At 59.3% G+C, this 17759-nt stretch carries 17 protein-coding genes; 3 read left to right on the top strand and 14 right to left on the bottom strand.

Going from position 1 to position 17759, the window contains the following annotated elements; translation table 11 throughout:
- The first annotated feature begins 112 nt into the window (after positions 1-112).
- Entirely contained in the window at positions 113-1165 is a 1053-nt protein-coding gene (locus RGB73_RS08555) for a 2,3-butanediol dehydrogenase (protein ID WP_310770934.1), read from the top strand.
- A 297-nt stretch (positions 1166-1462) separates the two neighbouring features.
- Positions 1463-1879: a VOC family protein gene (locus RGB73_RS08550; RefSeq protein ID WP_310770932.1), complete on the top strand. Its 417-nt coding sequence runs from the start codon at positions 1463-1465 to the stop codon at positions 1877-1879.
- A gap of 111 nt (positions 1880-1990) precedes the next feature.
- On the opposite strand, the gene RGB73_RS08545 is transcribed toward RGB73_RS08550, so the two are convergent.
- From RGB73_RS08545 to RGB73_RS08525, 5 genes are all read right to left on the bottom strand, one after another.
- Positions 1991-2905: a hydroxymethylglutaryl-CoA lyase gene (locus tag RGB73_RS08545; RefSeq protein WP_310770930.1), complete on the bottom strand. Its 915-nt coding sequence runs from the start codon at positions 2903-2905 to the stop codon at positions 1991-1993.
- 7 nt (positions 2906-2912) lie between these two features.
- Complete coding sequence (locus RGB73_RS08540; protein ID WP_310770928.1) at positions 2913-4268, bottom strand: tripartite tricarboxylate transporter permease; 1356 nt, start codon at positions 4266-4268, stop codon at positions 2913-2915.
- Positions 4265-4711, bottom strand: a complete 447-nt coding sequence (locus tag RGB73_RS08535) for a hypothetical protein (RefSeq protein ID WP_310770926.1) — start codon at positions 4709-4711, stop codon at positions 4265-4267. Before RGB73_RS08535 ends, RGB73_RS08540 begins: the two co-directional genes overlap by 4 nt.
- Positions 4701-5981 (bottom strand): hydroxymethylglutaryl-CoA reductase, degradative, encoded by a 1281-nt coding sequence (locus RGB73_RS08530; protein WP_310770924.1) that lies wholly within the window; start codon positions 5979-5981, stop codon positions 4701-4703. Before RGB73_RS08530 ends, RGB73_RS08535 begins: the two co-directional genes overlap by 11 nt.
- A gap of 383 nt (positions 5982-6364) precedes the next feature.
- Positions 6365-7204, bottom strand: coding sequence for a helix-turn-helix transcriptional regulator (locus tag RGB73_RS08525; protein WP_310770922.1), 840 nt, complete (start codon positions 7202-7204; stop codon positions 6365-6367).
- Positions 7205-7353: 149 nt separating this feature from the next.
- Here RGB73_RS08525 and RGB73_RS08520 point away from each other — a divergent pair, with 149 nt between their 5' ends.
- Complete coding sequence (locus RGB73_RS08520) at positions 7354-8739, top strand: MFS transporter (protein ID WP_310770920.1); 1386 nt, start codon at positions 7354-7356, stop codon at positions 8737-8739.
- 155 nt (positions 8740-8894) lie between these two features.
- Here the strand turns inward: RGB73_RS08520 and RGB73_RS08515 are convergent, their stop codons facing one another.
- The 9 genes from RGB73_RS08515 to RGB73_RS08475 form a co-directional block, all read right to left on the bottom strand.
- Complete coding sequence (locus RGB73_RS08515) at positions 8895-9557, bottom strand: GntR family transcriptional regulator (protein WP_310770918.1); 663 nt, start codon at positions 9555-9557, stop codon at positions 8895-8897.
- Positions 9558-9643: 86 nt separating this feature from the next.
- Positions 9644-10195, bottom strand: coding sequence for a Fe-S-containing hydro-lyase (locus RGB73_RS08510; RefSeq protein WP_310770916.1), 552 nt, complete (start codon positions 10193-10195; stop codon positions 9644-9646).
- Positions 10196-10204: 9 nt separating this feature from the next.
- The gene (locus tag RGB73_RS08505; RefSeq protein WP_310770914.1) at positions 10205-11047 is read right to left on the bottom strand and encodes a fumarate hydratase; all 843 of its coding nucleotides are present in this window, start codon (positions 11045-11047) and stop codon (positions 10205-10207) included.
- 5 nt (positions 11048-11052) lie between these two features.
- On the bottom strand, positions 11053-11799 hold the full coding sequence (gene sdhB, locus RGB73_RS08500; protein WP_310770913.1) for a succinate dehydrogenase iron-sulfur subunit: 747 nt from the start codon (positions 11797-11799) through the stop codon (positions 11053-11055).
- A complete protein-coding gene (sdhA, locus tag RGB73_RS08495) occupies positions 11796-13601 on the bottom strand; it encodes a succinate dehydrogenase flavoprotein subunit (RefSeq protein WP_310770911.1) in 1806 nt (601 codons plus the stop codon). The genes sdhB and sdhA overlap by 4 nt, the downstream gene beginning before the upstream one ends.
- Before the next feature lie 29 nt (positions 13602-13630).
- Entirely contained in the window at positions 13631-14275 is a 645-nt protein-coding gene (locus tag RGB73_RS08490; RefSeq protein ID WP_310770909.1) for a succinate dehydrogenase/fumarate reductase transmembrane subunit, read from the bottom strand.
- 4 nt (positions 14276-14279) lie between these two features.
- Positions 14280-15629 carry an MmgE/PrpD family protein gene (locus tag RGB73_RS08485; RefSeq protein ID WP_310770907.1) on the bottom strand — a complete coding sequence of 450 codons (1350 nt, stop codon included), beginning with the start codon at positions 15627-15629 and terminating at the stop codon, positions 14280-14282.
- On the bottom strand, positions 15626-16546 hold the full coding sequence (locus tag RGB73_RS08480; protein WP_310770905.1) for an HpcH/HpaI aldolase/citrate lyase family protein: 921 nt from the start codon (positions 16544-16546) through the stop codon (positions 15626-15628). The genes RGB73_RS08485 and RGB73_RS08480 overlap by 4 nt, the downstream gene beginning before the upstream one ends.
- Positions 16547-17728 (bottom strand): CaiB/BaiF CoA transferase family protein, encoded by a 1182-nt coding sequence (locus RGB73_RS08475; RefSeq protein WP_310770903.1) that lies wholly within the window; start codon positions 17726-17728, stop codon positions 16547-16549.
- Between the last annotated feature and the right edge of the window lie 31 nt (positions 17729-17759).

Genomic DNA, 17759 nt, shown 5'->3' with positions numbered 1-17759 from the left:
TTCGCACTCGCAAATCAATTTGACAATGTATCAAACTTATGACATATTAGTTTTCGGAAACGTTTCCTATTTTTCTTGAATTTCATCCAAACGGAGCAAGGAGATGTCAGATATGAAGGCTTTGCGATGGCATGGAGTAAAAGACTTGCGGTTGGAAACGATTACGGAACCACAAGCGCGCAAAGGGCAAGTAAAAATCAGGGTGGAATGGTGCGGCATTTGCGGCAGCGACCTGCACGAATATGTAGCCGGTCCCATTTTCATCCCGGAAGGAACCGCCCACCCGCTCACAAACGAAAAGGCCCCGATCGTGATGGGGCATGAATTTTCCGGACAAGTCGTGGAGATCGGGGAAGGTGTCTCCTCACTCAAAGTGGGCGACCGCGTCGTCGTGGAGCCGGTCTTCGCGTGCGGGACATGCCCGGCTTGCCGGCAGGGCAAATACAACCTTTGCGAACAAATGGGCTTCCTCGGCCTTGCTGGCGGCGGCGGCGGCTTCTCGGAATACGTCGCAGTCGATGAACACATGGTCCACAAAATCCCGGACAGCGTCTCCTATGAGCAGGGCGCTCTGGTCGAGCCATCCGCTGTCGCCCTTTACGCTGTTCGTTCAAGCCAGCTGAAGGTCGGTGACAAAACCGTCGTATTTGGCGCAGGTCCCATCGGCTTGCTCGTCATGGAAGCGCTGAAGGCTTCCGGCGCCGCGGAAATTTACGCGGTCGAGCTGTCGCCGGAACGCAAGCGCAAAGCAGAAGAGCTGGGCGCTATCGTCATCGATCCGAAAGAGTGCGATGTCGTCCAGGAGATCCACAAACGGACAGGCGGCGGCGCCGACATCGCCTTCGAAGTGACCGGGGTTCCTCCCGTACTCACCCAAGCGATCGAATCGACCAAAATCGCCGGCCAGATCATGATTGTCAGCATCTTCGAAAGAGAGGCGCCGATCAAACCGAATCACATCGTCATGAAGGAGCGGACCATGACGGGCATCATCGGCTACCGCGATGTTTTTCCGGCGGTCATCAGCCTGATGGAAAAAGGCTTCTTCCCTGCCGAGAAGCTGGTTACCCAGCGAATCAAACTCGACGAAGTGGTCGATAAGGGCTTTGAAGCTTTGCTGAAAGAGAAAAACCAAGTGAAAATTCTCGTCACTCCCAAGCAGTAAGCTGACAAAACGTCATGGGCGGCAGCATCATGCTCCCCTGAGGAACGCTGCTTGCTGAAGCTGAAGTGCACCTCTTACAACTCGCCAGCGGATCAATCACCTTGATGCGAAACCCGCTGACGAGTTTCGAGGTGCATGTTTTCTTTCCTTGTTCGGGACCCTTCGATTGAGAATCTCGGCTGATCCCTCCCCAAATCCGCAATCGGTAAGAAACCTTTTCTTCTCTTTTGTGGTTTACTATGGTTGTCGGCAGGTCCAGACCCGCTTCAACCAAATAAACCATAGAGGTGATTTTCCTTGGCAACCAACAATATTTTCGTCAATCTCCCCGTGAAAGACTTGAACAAAACGAAGGAGTTTTTCTCCAAGGTCGGCTTCGAGTTCAACCCGCAGTTCACCAACGAGCAGGCAGCCTGCATGGTCATCAGCGACAACATCTTCGCCATGCTGCTCGTAGAAGAGTTCTTCCACAGCTTCATCCAGCCCACCAAGAAAGCGATCGCCGATGCCAGCCAAACCACCGAGGTGATCGTAGCGCTGTCCGCAGACAGCCGGGACGAGGTGAACGAGCTCGTCAACCGGGCGCTCGAAGCGGGCGCGAAGCCGTACAGCGATCCCGTCGACCACGGCTTCATGTACAGCTGGAGCTTCCAGGATCCGGACGGGCATCTGTGGGAAGTGGTGTTCATGGAACCGAGCACGATTCAACAGTAAGACGCACTTCATACACGCGGTTTGTTCATTTTCCGATCGTTACATAAAAGCACAGCGGCCGTTCGGACATGATCTCCATGTTCCGTTCGGCCGCTGTGCTTTTTCTCTGTGTCAGGACTGACACGCCTGCATACTGTGGCTCCCCAGAGGGCGTCCCATTTTTTCCTGAATGAACCGGGCCGCTGCTTGCAGCTTCTCCGCATCGATCCCGGTCTGCATGCCAAGTCCGTGCAGCATGTACAACAGGTCGTCCGTCGCGATGTTCCCCGACGCGCCGGGAGCGTACGGGCAGCCGCCCAGTCCGCCGAGCGAGCTGTCGAAGGTCGTCATCCCCATGTCCAGGGACACCAGGACGTTCGCCATCGCCATGCCCCGCGTGTCGTGGAAGTGCATCGCCAGCCGGTCCGCCGGGAAGCGCCGGAGCAGCACTTCCAGTACTTCCTGAACCTGCCGGGGGTGGGCCACTCCGATCGTATCCCCGAGCGAGACCTCCGCTACGCCCATTTCCAGGAGCGCCTCCGTGACGCGAATTACGTCGTCCACCGGGACAACTCCTTCATACGGGCAGCCGAATACGGTGGAGACGTACCCCCGCACCGTTTTGCCCGCAGCCAGCGCTGCCTTTGCCGTCTCCGCCAGGATCGGATAGGTCTCAGTCCGCGTCTTGTTGATGTTTTTCAGATTGTGCGTCTCGCTGGCCGATAGGAAGATGGACACTTCATGGACTCCTGCGGCCAACGCACGCTCCAGCCCCTTCTCATTCGGGACGAGCGCCGCATACGTCACTCCAGGCGCGCGCTCGATGCCCGCCGCCACTTCCACGGCGTCCGCCAAGGCGGGGATCCACTTGGGATGGACAAACGAGGTCACCTCGATGTAAGCCAGACCGGAGCGGGACAGGGCGTTGATCCAGGCGATCTTGTCCTGCGTCGGAACGAACGTCGCTTCGTTCTGCAGGCCGTCCCGCGGCCCCACTTCCTTGATCTTGATCGGTTTCGCTTCCAGCTTTTTCACATCCATGCTCATACCGGCATCATACTCCCAGCAGTTTTGACATCATGTAAGTGGATCCGTAGAAAATCATGAACTGCACACCGGAGCTCACGCCCAGGACGCGGTTCAAAAGTCCGCCTACCGCCGCCATCGTCAAGGTCAGCATCACGCCGACGAGCTGCGCCTCGTGGAAGGCGAGCAGGCAGGCGAGCCCGATGAACATGCCGACGATCGCTTCCTGGCTGATGTTTTTCATGACGAACACCGTCGCTCTGCGGGCGTAGTTCATGGCAAACGGGTAGGCGATCAGGGCGGCGATGACCAGCCCGATCAGGCCGTACAAAAAGAACTCCCACGGGGTTAGCATATTGTGCAGGTTGTTGACCGGTTCGCTCGTAAAGACGGGCGGCGCGTTGAACAGCGGCGATGCCGGACCGAGGGCCACCGGACTGAGCGGGATGCCGAAGGCCAGGAGCGGAATGATCGCCTCGGCGATGTAGGTCGACTCGGTCACGCCGTTCATGGACGCCAGGCTGGAGCTGGCCTTTTTGTACACGCCTTTGTTGCGCGAGCCGACGATCTCGCCCATCAGGGACGTCATCCCGACTGGACTAAAGGCGAAGGTCAGCGAGGAGACGAAGGAGGTCGCCGCTGTATACGCGGTTTGCCTGCCTGTCAGGACGCGGAACGGATTCGGGAAATACCCCCTCCACGATTTCGTCTCCGGCGCGAGGTGGTATTCCTTCGCGGACGAACGAACCAGTCCTTTCCGTGCGGCCGGGGACAAGGAAAACAAAATGTCCGAAAGCATGGGCCCGATCGCGATGCCCAGAAAAAAGCTGGTGCTCAGATGCTTTTCCACCACGCTGAAGCTGAACGTGTCGATGCTCTTGATGAAAAAGGCAAACGGGATGATCATCAGGACGCTTACCCATTTTCCTTTGGAGAAATAGGCGATCAGGATCGCAGCCAGCGTGAAAATCAGGCCGGATGACGATTTGAAAAAGTCCGCGAACTGCCCCAAGAACTGTCCGAACAGCACGGCAGTCGGCAGGGCGATAAACGCTCCGATCAGGCCGCCGGAGAGCATTTTGCGCAAAGCCACGTGAGGCACTCCGAGGCGGCGCAGGGACGACGCGTGGTCGATCAGCGGCACTGCGGTGGTATCGCCGGGGATTCCCATGAGCGCTGTCGGGATCGCATGCGTGAGATGCTTGGCCAAGACAGCCGCCATAAAAAAGGAGAATACGGCTTCCGGCGGCGCTCCGAGCAAGATGACGAGCAAGGTGAACGGCACCATGATAGCGGTTTCATCTGTGCCCGAAACTAAGCCGATCAAGGAAAAGATAATGGCGCCCGCCAGTGCGAGCAAAATGGATATCACAAGTACGCTCATTCGTGTGTTCGCCCCCCGCTGCGCTTGAATGTCTCCAAAATCCCCAGTTCTTCCATCTCTTTTTTCGTCACCGGGTCATTTTTGATCAGCTCGTACTCGGCTTGAGGGTCCGTCTGCATGCTGAGCAGAATTTCCTCCATGCCTTCCGAGGATGTCTCTTCCTCCGTCAAGATCCGGCTTGGCTTGAACAGGCTCGCGCAGATGATCAGGCCGAGTACGCTCCCCGCGATACCGAGCAGGAGCGAGTATGAGCCGACCATCTTGGCTTCGGCGATCTTGGGGAAAATGCTTTTCCCCAAGAAGTAGCCGCCGATGCTGAGTGCGATGCTGATGACGATTGCCGACAGGATTCGCACCGGGACGACGGTATCGCCCAAAATCTCGATGTACTCTCTCTTTGCCGGCGCAGCCTTTGCTTCTTTTCTGGCGATCTCAGTGGCCATGGGCGGCCCCCCCTTGCAATTGCTTGGTCAGCTCCAGGATCCGGTCGTAGCGCACGTCCTTCTCCTCGATAGCTTGTCGGACGATTTGATCGATCTGGTCGTCATGCGCACCTGCCATCATGGCGAGGTTGCGGGCGTGCAGAGCCATGTGTCCCTTCTGGATTCCTTCCGCAGCCAGCGCGCGCATGGCGGCGAGGTTTTGCGCCAAACCGACCGCCGCGATGGCCCCAGCCAGCTCCTCGGCGTTTTGAATTCCCATCACTTTCAGGGCGAGGCGAGCTGTCGGATGCGATTTGGTCGCTCCGCCTACGATCCCGACTGCCATTGGCACCTCGATCGTCCCGACGAGATTCCCTTCGCGGTTGCGCTCCCAGCGGGTCAGCGAACGGTAGCGGCCGGATACAGACGCATATGCGTGCGCCCCTGCTTCCACGGCCCGGGTGTCGTTTCCGGTAGCCAGGACGACCGCGGATATGCCGTTCATGATCCCTTTGTTGTGTGTGGTCGCACGGTACGGATCGCATTCGGCAAACTCGTAGGCACGGATGATGTTGTCCACGACTTCTTCGCCACCCAGCTGCTCCGTCGAGAAAACGGCGCGGGCACGGACGAGACGCCGGTCGGCAAGGTTGGAAATGATGCGCAGCACCACGCGGCCGGACGTGATCTCTTCGACATAAGGGGCTACCGCTTCCGCCATCGTGTTCACGGCGTTCGCGCCCATCGCGTCACGGGTATCGACGAGCAGATGCAGCACGACCATCGGTTGCTTTGCCCGCTCGATCACGTGCACTTCGACATCGATGGCTCCGCCGCCCAGCGAGACAAGCGTCGGGTCTTTGGCGTTGCAGCGATCCAGAATTTCCTGTTTGTGCTCGTAGATGCGAGCCATTGCGCCGTATGGATCTGACAGGTCGACTACCTGGATTTGCCCGCGCATGATGGAGCCGCTCAGCGAAGTGTGAAAGCCGCCCAGATCGTAAGCGGTCCGGGCAGCATTGCTGGCAGCCGCCACGACAGACGCTTCCTCAGTTGCCATCGGAATAAACCGGTCTACCCCGTTGATCTTGAAGTTGGTCGCAATGCCCAGTGGAATGGACATGACGCCAACCACGTTTTCGATCATCGAATTGGCCGTGCGCAGCGGAAAAGCCGTGGCTCCCGACAATATTTGCTTCTCTTCCGCGCTCAGCTGCCGCGCCTCCGCAACTTTCTCCAGTCTCTCTTCCGGTGAGAGCTTGTAAAATCCCGAAACTCGACTCGTCGCCATTTCTCATTCTCCTGTTCTACGTTGTAGTGTGCGGGTACTCGTCCCTTTTGTTTAGGCTCTTTTTCTTGGTAAAACGCTTTCATAATGAGTTACAGCACGTGACGAAGCCTCTTCCAAGCCCGCTGCTGAATGATAGACTCGCGTTTCCGCAGGAATTTTTCTCGCTCGCAGAAAGAATCGTGAAGCGTCCGTGCGCAAGAAAGCACTTTGTCCCAAAAGAGCGATCCATGCTTTTGTGAGTTTGTTTCCTTTTATTCAACCTTGTTGAATGACCATATACTACTACATCTTTTCCCGTCTGTAAATGGGGAGGATTCGAAATTGTTTGACGCGCTCCACATAGAAAAATCAGCCCGATCCAAAAGACCGCGCTGATTTCCTCGTCAGGCTCCTCCTAGGAGCTCGCGTACTTTCCCTTCCGTTTCCTCATCGGCCGGCAAATTGACGGTGACGACCAGGTGAGGGGAATCCGCCGCATGAAACAATAATTGCTCGAATACCAGCAATCCCGCCGACGGGTGATGAATGATTTTCCGGCCTTCGGGGCCGCTCAGGACATCGTGCTGGGGCCACCACGCGCGAAACTCTTCGCTGACCCGGCTTACGTCCTCGATCAGCTCGATCCATCCCGAATCGCCGATGTAGTCGCCGTAGCTTGCCCGAAACTGGGCAAGCCGATGCCTGGCGTGATTCTCCCAGTTTTCCCGAAGCAGCTGTCGCACATAGGGCGATGTAAACGTCCGCCATACCGAATTGCGCTCACGCAAGGACATCGCCTCGTAATCTCCGTAAATCAGGCAGGCTGCCTTGTTCCATCCCACGATATTCAGCTGCGGATCGGTCACGTAGGCGGGACTTGCTCCCTGCCGATCGAGGAAGCGCTGGAGCTGTATAGTGATGACGTTCTCGGCGGGCGCCTGGCCGGAAGGCAGCTGCTGCAGCGCCAAACGATAAAAATGCTTGCGTTCATCGGCGTCAAGCTGGAGAGCCCGTGCGATGCTCTCGACGACTTGGGCGGAGACCTGGATGTCTCTTCCCTGCTCCAGCCACGTGTACCAATCTACGCTTACGCCTGAAAGCTGCGCCACTTCCCCTCGCCGCAGCCCGGGCGTGCGCCTTCTGCCTTCGCTCGGCAGCCCAGCCTGCTCGGGTGTCAAGCGGTCGCGCCGCGTCTTTAAAAATTGAGCGAGCTCTTGCAGCCGCTCGCGATGTGCCTGTTCCACCCAATCACCTGCCTCTCGCCTGTCCGGCTTTGTTCCAGGGAGCGGGACTCCTAGGATAAACCGTCCTCTTTTTTGCCATCTACGCTCATTTTACACTTTCCATGCGGGACGGCAACGATTTCCCAGCTCACATGGAAGGGGGACTTCCCTTGGAAAAAGAACCGACAATCGCATCCGCAAAGCCGCTGAATTCCTCGAACAACGCCGTCTTGCTCGGGCTCTCGCTCGGCTACTTCATGGTCCTCCTGGACACGACCGTCGTCAGCGTCGCGCTCCCCGCGATTCGAGCCGACCTCGGAGGAGGAATGGACGGCCTCAAGTGGGTGGTCAATGCGTACACCATCGTCTTTGCCGGCCTGCTGCTGACGATGGGCTCGCTGGCCGACAGACTGGGAGCCAAACGGGTCTACAGCTATGGGCTGGCCTTGTTTCTCGTCGCATCGGCCCTTTCAGCGGCAGCCTCGTCCCTGTGGATGCTGATCGGCCTTCGCGCCCTGCTGGGCGTGGGCGGTGCCGCCTTGATGCCCGCTTCGCTCTCCCTGCTCGCCCATGCGTATCCTGTGCCCGCCGAGCGTGCTCGCGCTCTCGGCGTCTGGGCCGCCGTGACAGGGCTCGCGATGGCTGCCGGTCCGGTCGTTGGCGGCATTCTCGTCGATTCGCTCGGCTGGCGCAGCATCTTCCTGCTCCAAGTCCCGATTGCCGCCGTCAGCTTGCTCATGACGGCACGGCTCGTACGGGAAACGGAGCGCAAGCCGCAGCGAAGCCTGGACCTGCCTGGGCAAATCAGTATCATCGTCGCGATCGCAGCATGGTCCTTCGTCCTGATGGAGGGGGAATCGTACGGATGGGACTCCCCCGTCATGCTCACAGGATTCGGTCTGGCCCTCCTAAGCACGGCCTTGTTTTTGGCCTTCGAACGGAAAGGAAGCACGCCGATGCTGCCGCTCGGGCTCTTCCGCATTCCGACCGTCTCCGCCGGAATGGCGGCGGGAATGGCGATCAACGTCGGGCTGTCCGGCATTTTGTTCATGCTGCCCTTGTACTTTCAGCAAATCCGCGGATTTTCCGCTCACCTGTCTGGGCTCGCCCTTTTGCCGCTGACGATTCCGCTGGCCGTAAATCCCATTTTTACCGGGCGAATCACGGGACGGATCGGCGCCCGCCTCCCGATGACCTTCGGCTTTTGCCTGACCGCAGCGGGGACGCTTTTGCAAGCATGGCCGGAGGCGAATGCGGGCTTTGTCATGACGCTCGTCGGACTGGTGCTCGTCGGATTCGGCGTGTCGTTCACCATTCCCCCGCTGATGACAGCCGTCCTCTCCGCAGTTCCGAGAGAGCTGAGCGGCACGGCGTCCGGAGCGTTGAACAGCAGCCGGCAGCTCGGCGCGACCTTCGGGGTAGCCGTCGTCGGTTCGGTCCTGGGCAGCAGCGGGAGCTTTCTGGCCGGCATGCAAGTCTCTCTCCTCTTCTTGGCCGCCCTATTGCTTGGGGCAGCCATCCTCTCGTTCGCCTGTATCGGCAGAAGCAAGGCGTGATTCCCGAGCAGGCGACGGCCCAGCCGATTCATCATCGCCGCACGAAAAAGGCATTTTCCCATCCCCGTCAATCGCCGGATAGGAAAATGCCTTTCTCTTTTGCGGAAGCAAAGCAATCGGTTGTGCTGCGTCACCCCTGAGCAGTCACCCGGCTTCTACGATTCCTGCAGGGCCTTGACCAAATTGTCCCCGGTACGCTTGATGTGCCCGTAAACCAACCGGCCCGCTTCCGCCGCATCCCGTTGTTGCACGGCCTGCAGGATTTCCCGATGCTCCTTTTTTGACTTTTCAGTCTGGTCGCTGAGCATCTGCGGCGTCTGCTGGGGAAAGCCGTTCCACAGCGTCTCGATGAACGCTACCAGCCGTCTCCACGGACAGCAGCTGATCAGGACGCGGTGAAACTCGATGTTCCGCTCGATGTACTCCGAGGAATCGGTCGATCGCTCCATCGCGACCACCAGGCGTTCCAGCTCATCGATATCCTCCTGGGCCATATGCTCGACGCTCATTTCGACCGCCATCTTCTCCATTTGGGCGCGAAGTCCGTATATTTCCTGGATATCCTCTACGGTCAGCGACTTGACGATGGCCCCACGATGCGGCTCGATGATGACCAGCCCCTCGGTTTCCAGCTTGCGCAGCGCTTCCCGTACAGGCATGCGGCTGACCCCCAGCGAACTCGCCAGTTCTTCCTGAACCAGGCGTTCCCCCGGTTTGAAATGCCCTCGCAAAATCGCTTCCCTCAGCACGCGGCAAACTTTCAGATGCAGGGTGTCCAGTTCATGGCTTTCCAGCCGCAATTCAAATTTTTTGCTCATTCATGGCTCGCCCTTTCGCATTCACTTCTTACTCACTCATCCCGATGTTAGCACTAGGATAGGGTATCTCTTCCCCCTTTGTCCAGTCATTCGTGGCCCGATCGAAGCGATTGTTCGTACAGATCCCCTCCGACGGTATCGTTGACGACGATGACGGGAAAGCGCTCGACGTACAGACGATAGATCGCTTCCGTACCGAGGTCGTGATGGGCGACCATCTGCGCCTCCCGAATGGTTCTGGCGATCAAAGCCCCTGCTCCGCCGATCGCCGCAAAGTAGACGGCCCTATTCCGAACGATCTCCTCTTTGACTGCCGCGCTTCGGCTTCCTTTGCCGATCATCCCCTTCAAGCCTTCCCTGAGCAGGGCGGGGGTGTACGGGTCCATGCGGCTGCTGGTGGTCGGGCCGGCCGAACCGATGACTTGCCCCGGCCGCGCAGGGGTCGGACCGACGTAGTAAATCGTTTGTCCGGCGAGGTCCACAGGCAGCGGCTCGCCGATCTCGAGAGCCTCTGCCATCCGCTTGTGGGCGGCATCCCGAGCCGTGTACATCCAGCCCGTCAGACAGACCTTGTCCCCGGCGCGCAGCTCGCTGATTTTCTCCTGATCGAGCGGCAGTGTGAGTGATTTGACAGTCATGGGCTCCTCCTACAGTGTGACATGCTTGTGGCGGCTGGCGTGACAGTTGATGTTCACGGCCACGGGCAGACCCGCAATGTGCGTCGCGTACATCTCCACGTGCACGTCCAGCGCCGTCGTTCGTCCCCCCATGCCTTGCGGTCCCAGGCCGATGCGGTTGATTTCTTCCAGCAGCGCCAGCTCCAGCTCCGCCGCATCCGGGCTCTTGCTGCGCTCCCCGATCGGGCGGAACAGGGCCCGCTTCGCCAAATAGGCGGACAGCTCGAAGTTGCCCCCAAGGCCTACCCCTACTACCACAGGCGGGCAGGCATTGGGGCCGGCCAGGCGCACCGTCTCGACGACGAACGCCTTGACCGCCTCGAGCCCATCAGAGGGCTTCATCATTTGCAGCCGGCTCATGTTTTCGCTGCCGAAGCCTTTCGCCGTCATGTGAATCGTGCAGGCATCTCCCTCTACCAGCTCCACATGCACAATTCCCGGCGTATTGTCGCCCGTGTTTTTTCGATGGATCGGGTCGCCGACGATGGAGGCGCGCAAATAGCCCTCGCCGTAGCCTTTGCGAATGCCTTCGTTGATCGCGTCGTACAGGCTGCCCCCTACGATGTGGCAATCCTGTCCGAGCTCGACGAGAAAGACGGCCATCCCGGTATCCTGACACATCGGCACCCGTTCGCTGGCGGCGATTTCGGCGTTTTGCAGCAGCTGCGAGAGCACCTCGTCCGCCACCGTTGACTTTTCCCGACTTTTGGCTTCCCGCAAAGCGCTGACGACGTCCGGTCCCAGCTCCACATTCGCTTCGATGCAGAGCCGGCTGACGGCTTCGGCGATTTGCTCATAGGTCACTTCCCGCATTGACGTCACCCTTTCAACAGCTTTTTCAGCATGTAGCGGTTGGCATCGCGATTCAGCTCCGCAAGCGCCGTCGTGAGCGGAATGTCCTTCGGGCACACCTGGACGCAGTTTTGGGAGTTGCCGCAGCTCGCGATGCCTTCGCTGCCCACGACCGTCTCGAGCCTTTCCTTCGCCATCATCCTGCCGATGGGATGGCTGTTGAAATACTTCGCCTGCGCCATCGCCTGCGGCCCCAAATACGGGGAGTGGTCGTTCACGTTGGGACAGGCCTCCAGACAGCAGCCGCATGTCATGCACGTCGCGTATTTGTACGCCTCCTGCTGCTCATCCGGCGCGATCCGCGGCCCCGGTCCCAGCGGATAGGTGCCGTCGATGGCGATCCAGCCTTTGATTTTTTGCAGGCTGTCAAACATTTTTTGACGATGGACGATCAAATCCTTCTCGACCGGAAACGTGCTCATCGGCTCCAGCACGATCGGCTGCTCCAGCCGGTCGATCAGGGCAGAGCACGCTTGCCGCACCTTGCCGTTGATGCGCATGCTGCACGCCCCGCACACCTCCTCCAGGCAATTGTACTCCCAGAGCACGGAGCGGACGCGGACTCCATCCGTCCGTACCGGATTGCGCTGGATTTCCATGAGGGCCGAAATGACATTCATGTTTTTGCGGTACGGGACCTCGAATTCCTCCCAGTAGGGCGCTTGCCCTGCTTCGTCCTGCCGCTTGATTTTCAGGCGAATGGGCTTCGTCATCGGGCGACCTCCTCCTGCTTGTGTCCGCTCCCGGCAGGCGCTGCTTTCGCATCCGCTTCCTTGACTACGTCATACCTTCTCGCACGCGGCTGGATATGGGAAATGTCCACGTCCTTGTAATGGAAGTCCGGGCCCTCTGCAGTATGGGCTGCCAGCGTCGTCTTCAGCCAACGCTCGTCGTCGCGGTCCGGGAATTCCGGCTTGTAATGGGCTCCCCGGCTCTCGTTGCGGTTTCGCGCCCCCAGGGTGATGACTCGGGCCAGCTGAAGCATGTTGCGCAGCTGGCGGGTAAAGGTCACGGACTTGTTGTGGTAATGGGACGAATCATCCACGCCGATCCGCTCCCATCGCTCCAGCAGCTCCTGCAGCTTTTCGTCCGTCTGCTCCAGACGGTCGTTGTAGCGGACGACCGTCACATTTTCCACCATCCAGTTGCTCATTTCCAGGTGCAGCTGGTACGGGTTTTCTTGCCCGTCCATCCGTGTGAGCGCGGCGAACGCGGACTCCTGCCTTTTCACCTCCGTATCGAAAAGGCCCGAAGTCATGTCTTCGGCGGAATCGGGCAGACCGGAAATGTAGCGCAGGGCAGCAGGCCCCGCTACCATCCCGCCAAATACGGCCGAGACGAGAGAGTTCGCCCCCAGCCGGTTGGCCCCGTGGTACTGATGGTCACACTCCCCGCAGGCAAACACGCCCGGGATGTTGGTCATCTGGTTGTAATCCACGGCAAGGCCGCCCATGGAGTAGTGCATCGCCGGAAAAATGTGCATCGGCACCTTGCGCGGGTCATCGCCCACGAATTTTTCGTAGATGTCCAGGATGCCGCCGAGCTTTTCGTCCAGCTGCTTGGCCGGGAGGTGGGAAATGTCGAGGTAGACCATGTTCTCTCCGTTGATCCCCAGCTTCAGGTCGACGCAGACGTGGAAGATCTCCCTTGTGGCGATGTCGCGCGGCACGAGGTTCCCGTAAGCCGGATATTTTTCCTCCAGGAAGTACCACGGCTTGCCGTCCCGGTACACCCACAGCCGTCCGCCCTCACCCCGGGCCGACTCGGACATCAGCCGCAGCTTGTCGTCTCCCGGAATCGCGGTCGGGTGGATCTGGATAAACTCCGGATTGGCGTAATGAACGCCCTGCTGATAGGCGATGCTGTGCGCGCTCCCCGTATTGATGACGGAATTGGTGCTCTTGCGGAAAATGTACCCGATGCCGCCGGCCGCCAAAATCACGGCGTTTGCGCGAAACGGGCGAATTTCCATCGAGCGCAGGTCCTGCGCCACGATCCCCCGGCAGCGCGGTTCGTCATCCAGAATCAGCGACAAAAACTCCCAGTACTCGTATTTCTCGATCAACCCTTCCCCCTCGTAGCGTCTGACCTGTTCATCCAGGGCGTACAGCAGCTGCTGCCCGGTCGTCGCTCCGGCAAACGCCGTGCGCGAGTACTTCGCCCCGCCGAGCCGGCGAAAGTCGATCTGGCCTTCCACGGTGCGGTTGAACTGCACCCCCATCCGGTCAAACAGGTAAATGATCTCGGGCGCCGCCTCGCACATCGCTTTGACCGGAGGCTGATCGGCCAGAAAATCGCCGCCGTAGATCGTGTCGTCGAAATGCTCCCATGTGGAGTCGCCCTCTCCTTTCGTATTGACGGCTCCATTGATTCCCCCCTGCGCGCAGACGGAGTGCGACCTGCGCACGGGAACGAGCGAAAACAGCTTGACCCGACCGCCTTTTTCCGCGATCTGAATGGCCGCCATCAACCCGGCCAGTCCGCCGCCCACCACGATGACGTCTTTATGCTTCATCTCTCTTCACCCACCCTTTTCGAAAAGCGCTAAACAAATGCAATCAGGCTCGCCAGCCCGACCAGACTGAGCAGCACAAACAGCAGCAGCGACACCTTTCCCGAAATCTGCTGGGCACGCGGCCCCGTGGTGATGCCCCATGTGATCAGACCAGACCACAAGCCATTGGTGAAATGAAACGTCGTAGAGAGAATCCCCAGGACGTAAAAGGCAAGTATCCACGCATGCGACAAATGTCCGGAGACAGCATCAAAGCTGACATCCGTGCCGAAGAAGGCGCTTTTCAGCCGGAAGCTCCAGACGTGGTAGAGCACAAACAGAAGGGTCACGATCCCGCTCACCCGCTGGAGCAAAAACCGCCAGTTGCTCGGGTATCCATAGTCGCGGGTATTGTTTCGGGAGAGCGTGGCCAGATAGATCCCATACCCCGCGTGGTACAGCAAGGGGATCAGAATGAAAACGATCTCGAGCACCCACACCAAGGGGATGCCCTGCAGCGTCGCCACCTGCCTGTTGTAGGCCGACGCCCCCAGAAGCGCGACGGCATTGGAATAGAAATGCTCGATCAGAAAGGCACCCAGCGGCACGATTCCTGCCAGAGAGTGCATCCTGGAGAGCAAAAAATGATGGTGCATCAAAGGAGTGGAAACGGAAACCGCCTTGCTCGCATTCACACTCTTACCTCCCTTTCATCTGGGCAAAAAGCATCGTCACGTCGGGGACTTGCTCCAGCCTCCCGATCACGTCCAGGAAGTGGTCGATCTTGTCCTGCGGCTGATCTGCCGCCATCGCCCGGAACTTTCGCACGATCTCTTTGTGTGTCACCGGATTTTCCGGATCGCCCTTCGGATATTCCGCATGCTGCTGCATGGTCGTGCCGTCTGCCAGCACGAGCTCGACAGCCGCTTCCCATTTCCCGGGATAGCGCGCATGGATGTCCGGATCGACGGAAACTTCCACCCGGCGCATGAGCTCTCGTATGTCCGGATCATGGAGGGCTTCCTCGGTAAAATCCGACAGTCCTGCACTCCCTTTGACCAGCGCCAGCGCGACGCAGTACTGCAGGCTGAACTTTGCCGCGTAGACGCTCGCTGGCTCGGGGTTGTCCGTGATCGTCAGGGCGACCTGGTACGTTTGTACTCGGATTTTTTCCACGTCTCGCCATGCGATTCCGTAGCGGGAGACCATCTCCACGACCAGATCGATCGCATGGTGGGTATGTCTGCAGGAAGCGTGGATTTTAAACGAGTTTTCCATGATCTTGTACGTGGTGCCGAGGCCTTCCGTCATCCGCTCGGGATCCGCCTCCTGCGACATAGCGCGGACAAACCCGCGATCCCCCTCCAAAATCCTGCTCGCTCCGGTAAAGCCCCGGTCGGCCAACAGCGCGGCCAATATGCCGTTCATGGCCGCTTTGCCCGGATGCAGCTGTTTGGACATCGCCCCATCCTCGATAAACTCCCACAGTCCCGCTGCCTGCGTCCCGGCGCTCCCCAGCGCATGGACGATCTTCTCCTCGCACAGACCAAGCAGCTTGCTCGCGGCCACAGCCGCACCGAACGTACCGCAGGTGGCCGTATTGTGCCAGAAGTAGTAATGGGATGGAGAGACGGCCTCCCCGATCCGGTAGCAGACCTCATAGCCCGCCACGACAGCCTCGATCAGCTCCCGGCCGCTCTTTTGCTTCCACTCGGCAATCGCGAGCGCCGCAGGAATCACCACCGTACCCGCGTGGATAATAGAGGCCTTGTGGATGTCGTCCAGCTCGACGATGTGGCTCGCCGCGCCGTTTACCAAAGCTGCCTGGGTCACGGAAGACCTGCCGCCGGTCAGGAGCGTCGCCTGCTTCTCCCCTCCGAGCTCATGGACGACCTGCGCCATCATTTGGATCGGCGGCTTGTCGGCCCCAGCCAGTGCGGAGCCCAGCCAATCCAGGATGCAGATTTTCGCAAACGATGCCACTTCCGCAGGCATGTTGCCATAGGCAAGCCCGGTCACGTAGCGGGCGAACTCCTTGCTTACACTCATCGCTCTTCACCTCGGATTGGGTTAGTCAGAAGGGAGATCTCTCGCGCTTCCTCAATCGTTCGCTTCGCTCGTTCATAGACGGGCGCGTCGACCAGCTTTCCGCCGACCTGAATGCTGCCCACCCCGACCGCCAGCGCTTCCTCGAAGGCTGCTACGATCTGCTCCGCTTCGGCGACCTGTTCAGGGACAGGAGCGAACACCTCCCGTACCGGCCCGATTTGATTCGGGTGAATGAGCAGCTTGCCTTGAAAGCCCAGATGTCTGGCCCGTCTTGCCTCGCCGGCCAGTCCCTCCGTATCGTGCACGTCCGGAAACACGGCGTCGATCGGCCCGCCGATGCCTGCCGCTCGCGAGACGACGACCAGCTGGGATCGCGCGAAAAGCAGCTCCTGTCCGTCCCTTGTCAGATCCGCCTGAATGTCGAGGGCAAAATCGATGGAACCAAACATCAGCCGTTTGATCCGCTTGCTCGCCCTGGCGATCTCGTAGGCGTGGTACAGACCGCGAGCCGACTCAATCAACGGCACGATTTCCACCGTCCCTACTTGCCTTTCGCTGTCCGCAAATCCATTCCCCCGCCACTCATCCAGCAGCGCCTCCAGCCTCGCGATGGCGCTTGCTTCTTCCGCCTTGGGCAGGACAATCCCGGACAGATATGCCCCGCAAACTTCCTGTACATCTTCCGCGAAAAAAGGACTGTCTGCGGCGTTGACCCGCACGTATCGGGCCGGCGTACCATTGCTTCCGGGCGCCGACTGGAGCTGGGCTTTCACCAGCTGCCTCGCTGACGCTTTTTCATTCGCCGCGACGGCATCCTCCAGATCGTAAATGACGGCATCGACGGGAAGCTGGGAGGCCTTTGCCATTTTTCGCTCGTCGATTCCGGGGACGAACATCCATGTGCGCATTTGCTTCATCTACAGGACACCTGCTTCTTCCCACGCACGGATCGTATCCTCGGCATAGCCGCATTCCGTGAGGATTTTGTAATTGTGCTGGCCGACTTCCGGGATCGGCCCCATGAACGGCTCCACCCCTTCCATCGTGACGGGCGGGAGGAGACTCGGCACGGGCCCGACCGGCGAGTCGACCTGCCGCCAGCGGTTGCGCGCCGCGAGCTGTGGATGCTCCCAGAAGTCCTGCACGGTGTTGAGCCGTGCGTTGGCAATCTTGGCTTGCTCCAGGCGAGCGATGGCCTCCTCCGCCGTGAGCTGCGAGAACACCTCGTCGATCATCGCTTGGAGCTCGCGGTTGTTTGCCAGCCGATCCGAATTGGTCGCGAACCGCGGATCTGCCGCGAGCTGCGGACGCTGCATGACTTGCTCGCAAAACGCTACCCACTCCCGCTCGTTCTGGATCGCCAGAAACACCGTCTTGCCTCCTCCCGTCCGAAAAGGTCCGTACGGGTAAATCGTCGCGTGGCTGGCTCCGTTTCGCTTCGGCTCCGTCCCGCTGTACTTCGTATAATAAAGCGGAAATCCCATCCACTCGCCCAATGCCTCGAGCATGGAGATTTCCAGCACGCTTCCCTTCCCGGTCTTGCTACGGGCGATCAACGCCGACAAAATGCCGGTGTAGGCGTACATGCCCGCTGCGATGTCCGCTACGGAGATCCCTACTTTGGATGGGACATCCTCCGACCCTGTCACGGAGACGAGACCTGCCTCGCATTGGACGAGCAGATCGTACGCCTTCTTTTCCCGATATGGCCCGTTTTCCCCGTAGCCGGAAATGCTGCAGATGATCAATTGCGGGTACTTCTCCTTCAATACGTCGATTCCGAAGCCCAGACGGTCGATTGCGCCGGGGCCGAAGTTTTGAATGAACACATCAGCGCCAGACAGGAGCCTATCCAGAATTTCCTTCGCCTCCGGCTGCTTGACGTTCAAGGTGAGCGACTCTTTCGAATGGTTGCACCACACAAAGTGGCTCGACATCCCGTTTACTGTCGTATCGTAATGACGGGCAAAGTCCCCGACTTTGGGCCGTTCGATCTTGATTACTCTCGCACCCAGCTCCGCTAATTGGCGGGTCGCAAACGGCGCTGCGACAGCCTGCTCCAACGCGACTACCGTGATCCCATCCAATGGACGCGTCATCCCTATCCCCCCTGCTCGGTTCTCTCTACGA

Origin of the sequence: Brevibacillus brevis (genome assembly GCF_031583145.1) — a bacterium.
In the GTDB taxonomy this organism is placed as follows: domain Bacteria; phylum Bacillota; class Bacilli; order Brevibacillales; family Brevibacillaceae; genus Brevibacillus; species Brevibacillus brevis_E.
Note: the sequence above shows the minus strand (reverse complement) of the source record. Positions and strands in the feature narration are given on the sequence as shown.

Coding starts and splice junctions, on each gene's coding strand:
- RGB73_RS08555 (WP_310770934.1), top strand. CDS start 113: ATGAAGGCTTTGCGATGGCATGGAGTAAAAGACTTGCGGTTGGAAACG.
- RGB73_RS08545 (WP_310770930.1), bottom strand. CDS start 2,905: ATGAGCATGGATGTGAAAAAGCTGGAAGCGAAACCGATCAAGATCAAG.
- RGB73_RS08540 (WP_310770928.1), bottom strand. CDS start 4,268: ATGAGCGTACTTGTGATATCCATTTTGCTCGCACTGGCGGGCGCCATT.
- RGB73_RS08535 (WP_310770926.1), bottom strand. CDS start 4,711: ATGGCCACTGAGATCGCCAGAAAAGAAGCAAAGGCTGCGCCGGCAAAG.
- RGB73_RS08530 (WP_310770924.1), bottom strand. CDS start 5,981: ATGGCGACGAGTCGAGTTTCGGGATTTTACAAGCTCTCACCGGAAGAG.
- RGB73_RS08515 (WP_310770918.1), bottom strand. CDS start 9,557: ATGAGCAAAAAATTTGAATTGCGGCTGGAAAGCCATGAACTGGACACC.
- RGB73_RS08510 (WP_310770916.1), bottom strand. CDS start 10,195: ATGACTGTCAAATCACTCACACTGCCGCTCGATCAGGAGAAAATCAGC.
- RGB73_RS08505 (WP_310770914.1), bottom strand. CDS start 11,047: ATGCGGGAAGTGACCTATGAGCAAATCGCCGAAGCCGTCAGCCGGCTC.
- sdhB (WP_310770913.1), bottom strand. CDS start 11,799: ATGACGAAGCCCATTCGCCTGAAAATCAAGCGGCAGGACGAAGCAGGG.
- sdhA (WP_310770911.1), bottom strand. CDS start 13,601: ATGAAGCATAAAGACGTCATCGTGGTGGGCGGCGGACTGGCCGGGTTG.
- RGB73_RS08485 (WP_310770907.1), bottom strand. CDS start 15,629: ATGAGTGTAAGCAAGGAGTTCGCCCGCTACGTGACCGGGCTTGCCTAT.
- RGB73_RS08480 (WP_310770905.1), bottom strand. CDS start 16,546: ATGAAGCAAATGCGCACATGGATGTTCGTCCCCGGAATCGACGAGCGA.
- RGB73_RS08475 (WP_310770903.1), bottom strand. CDS start 17,728: ATGACGCGTCCATTGGATGGGATCACGGTAGTCGCGTTGGAGCAGGCT.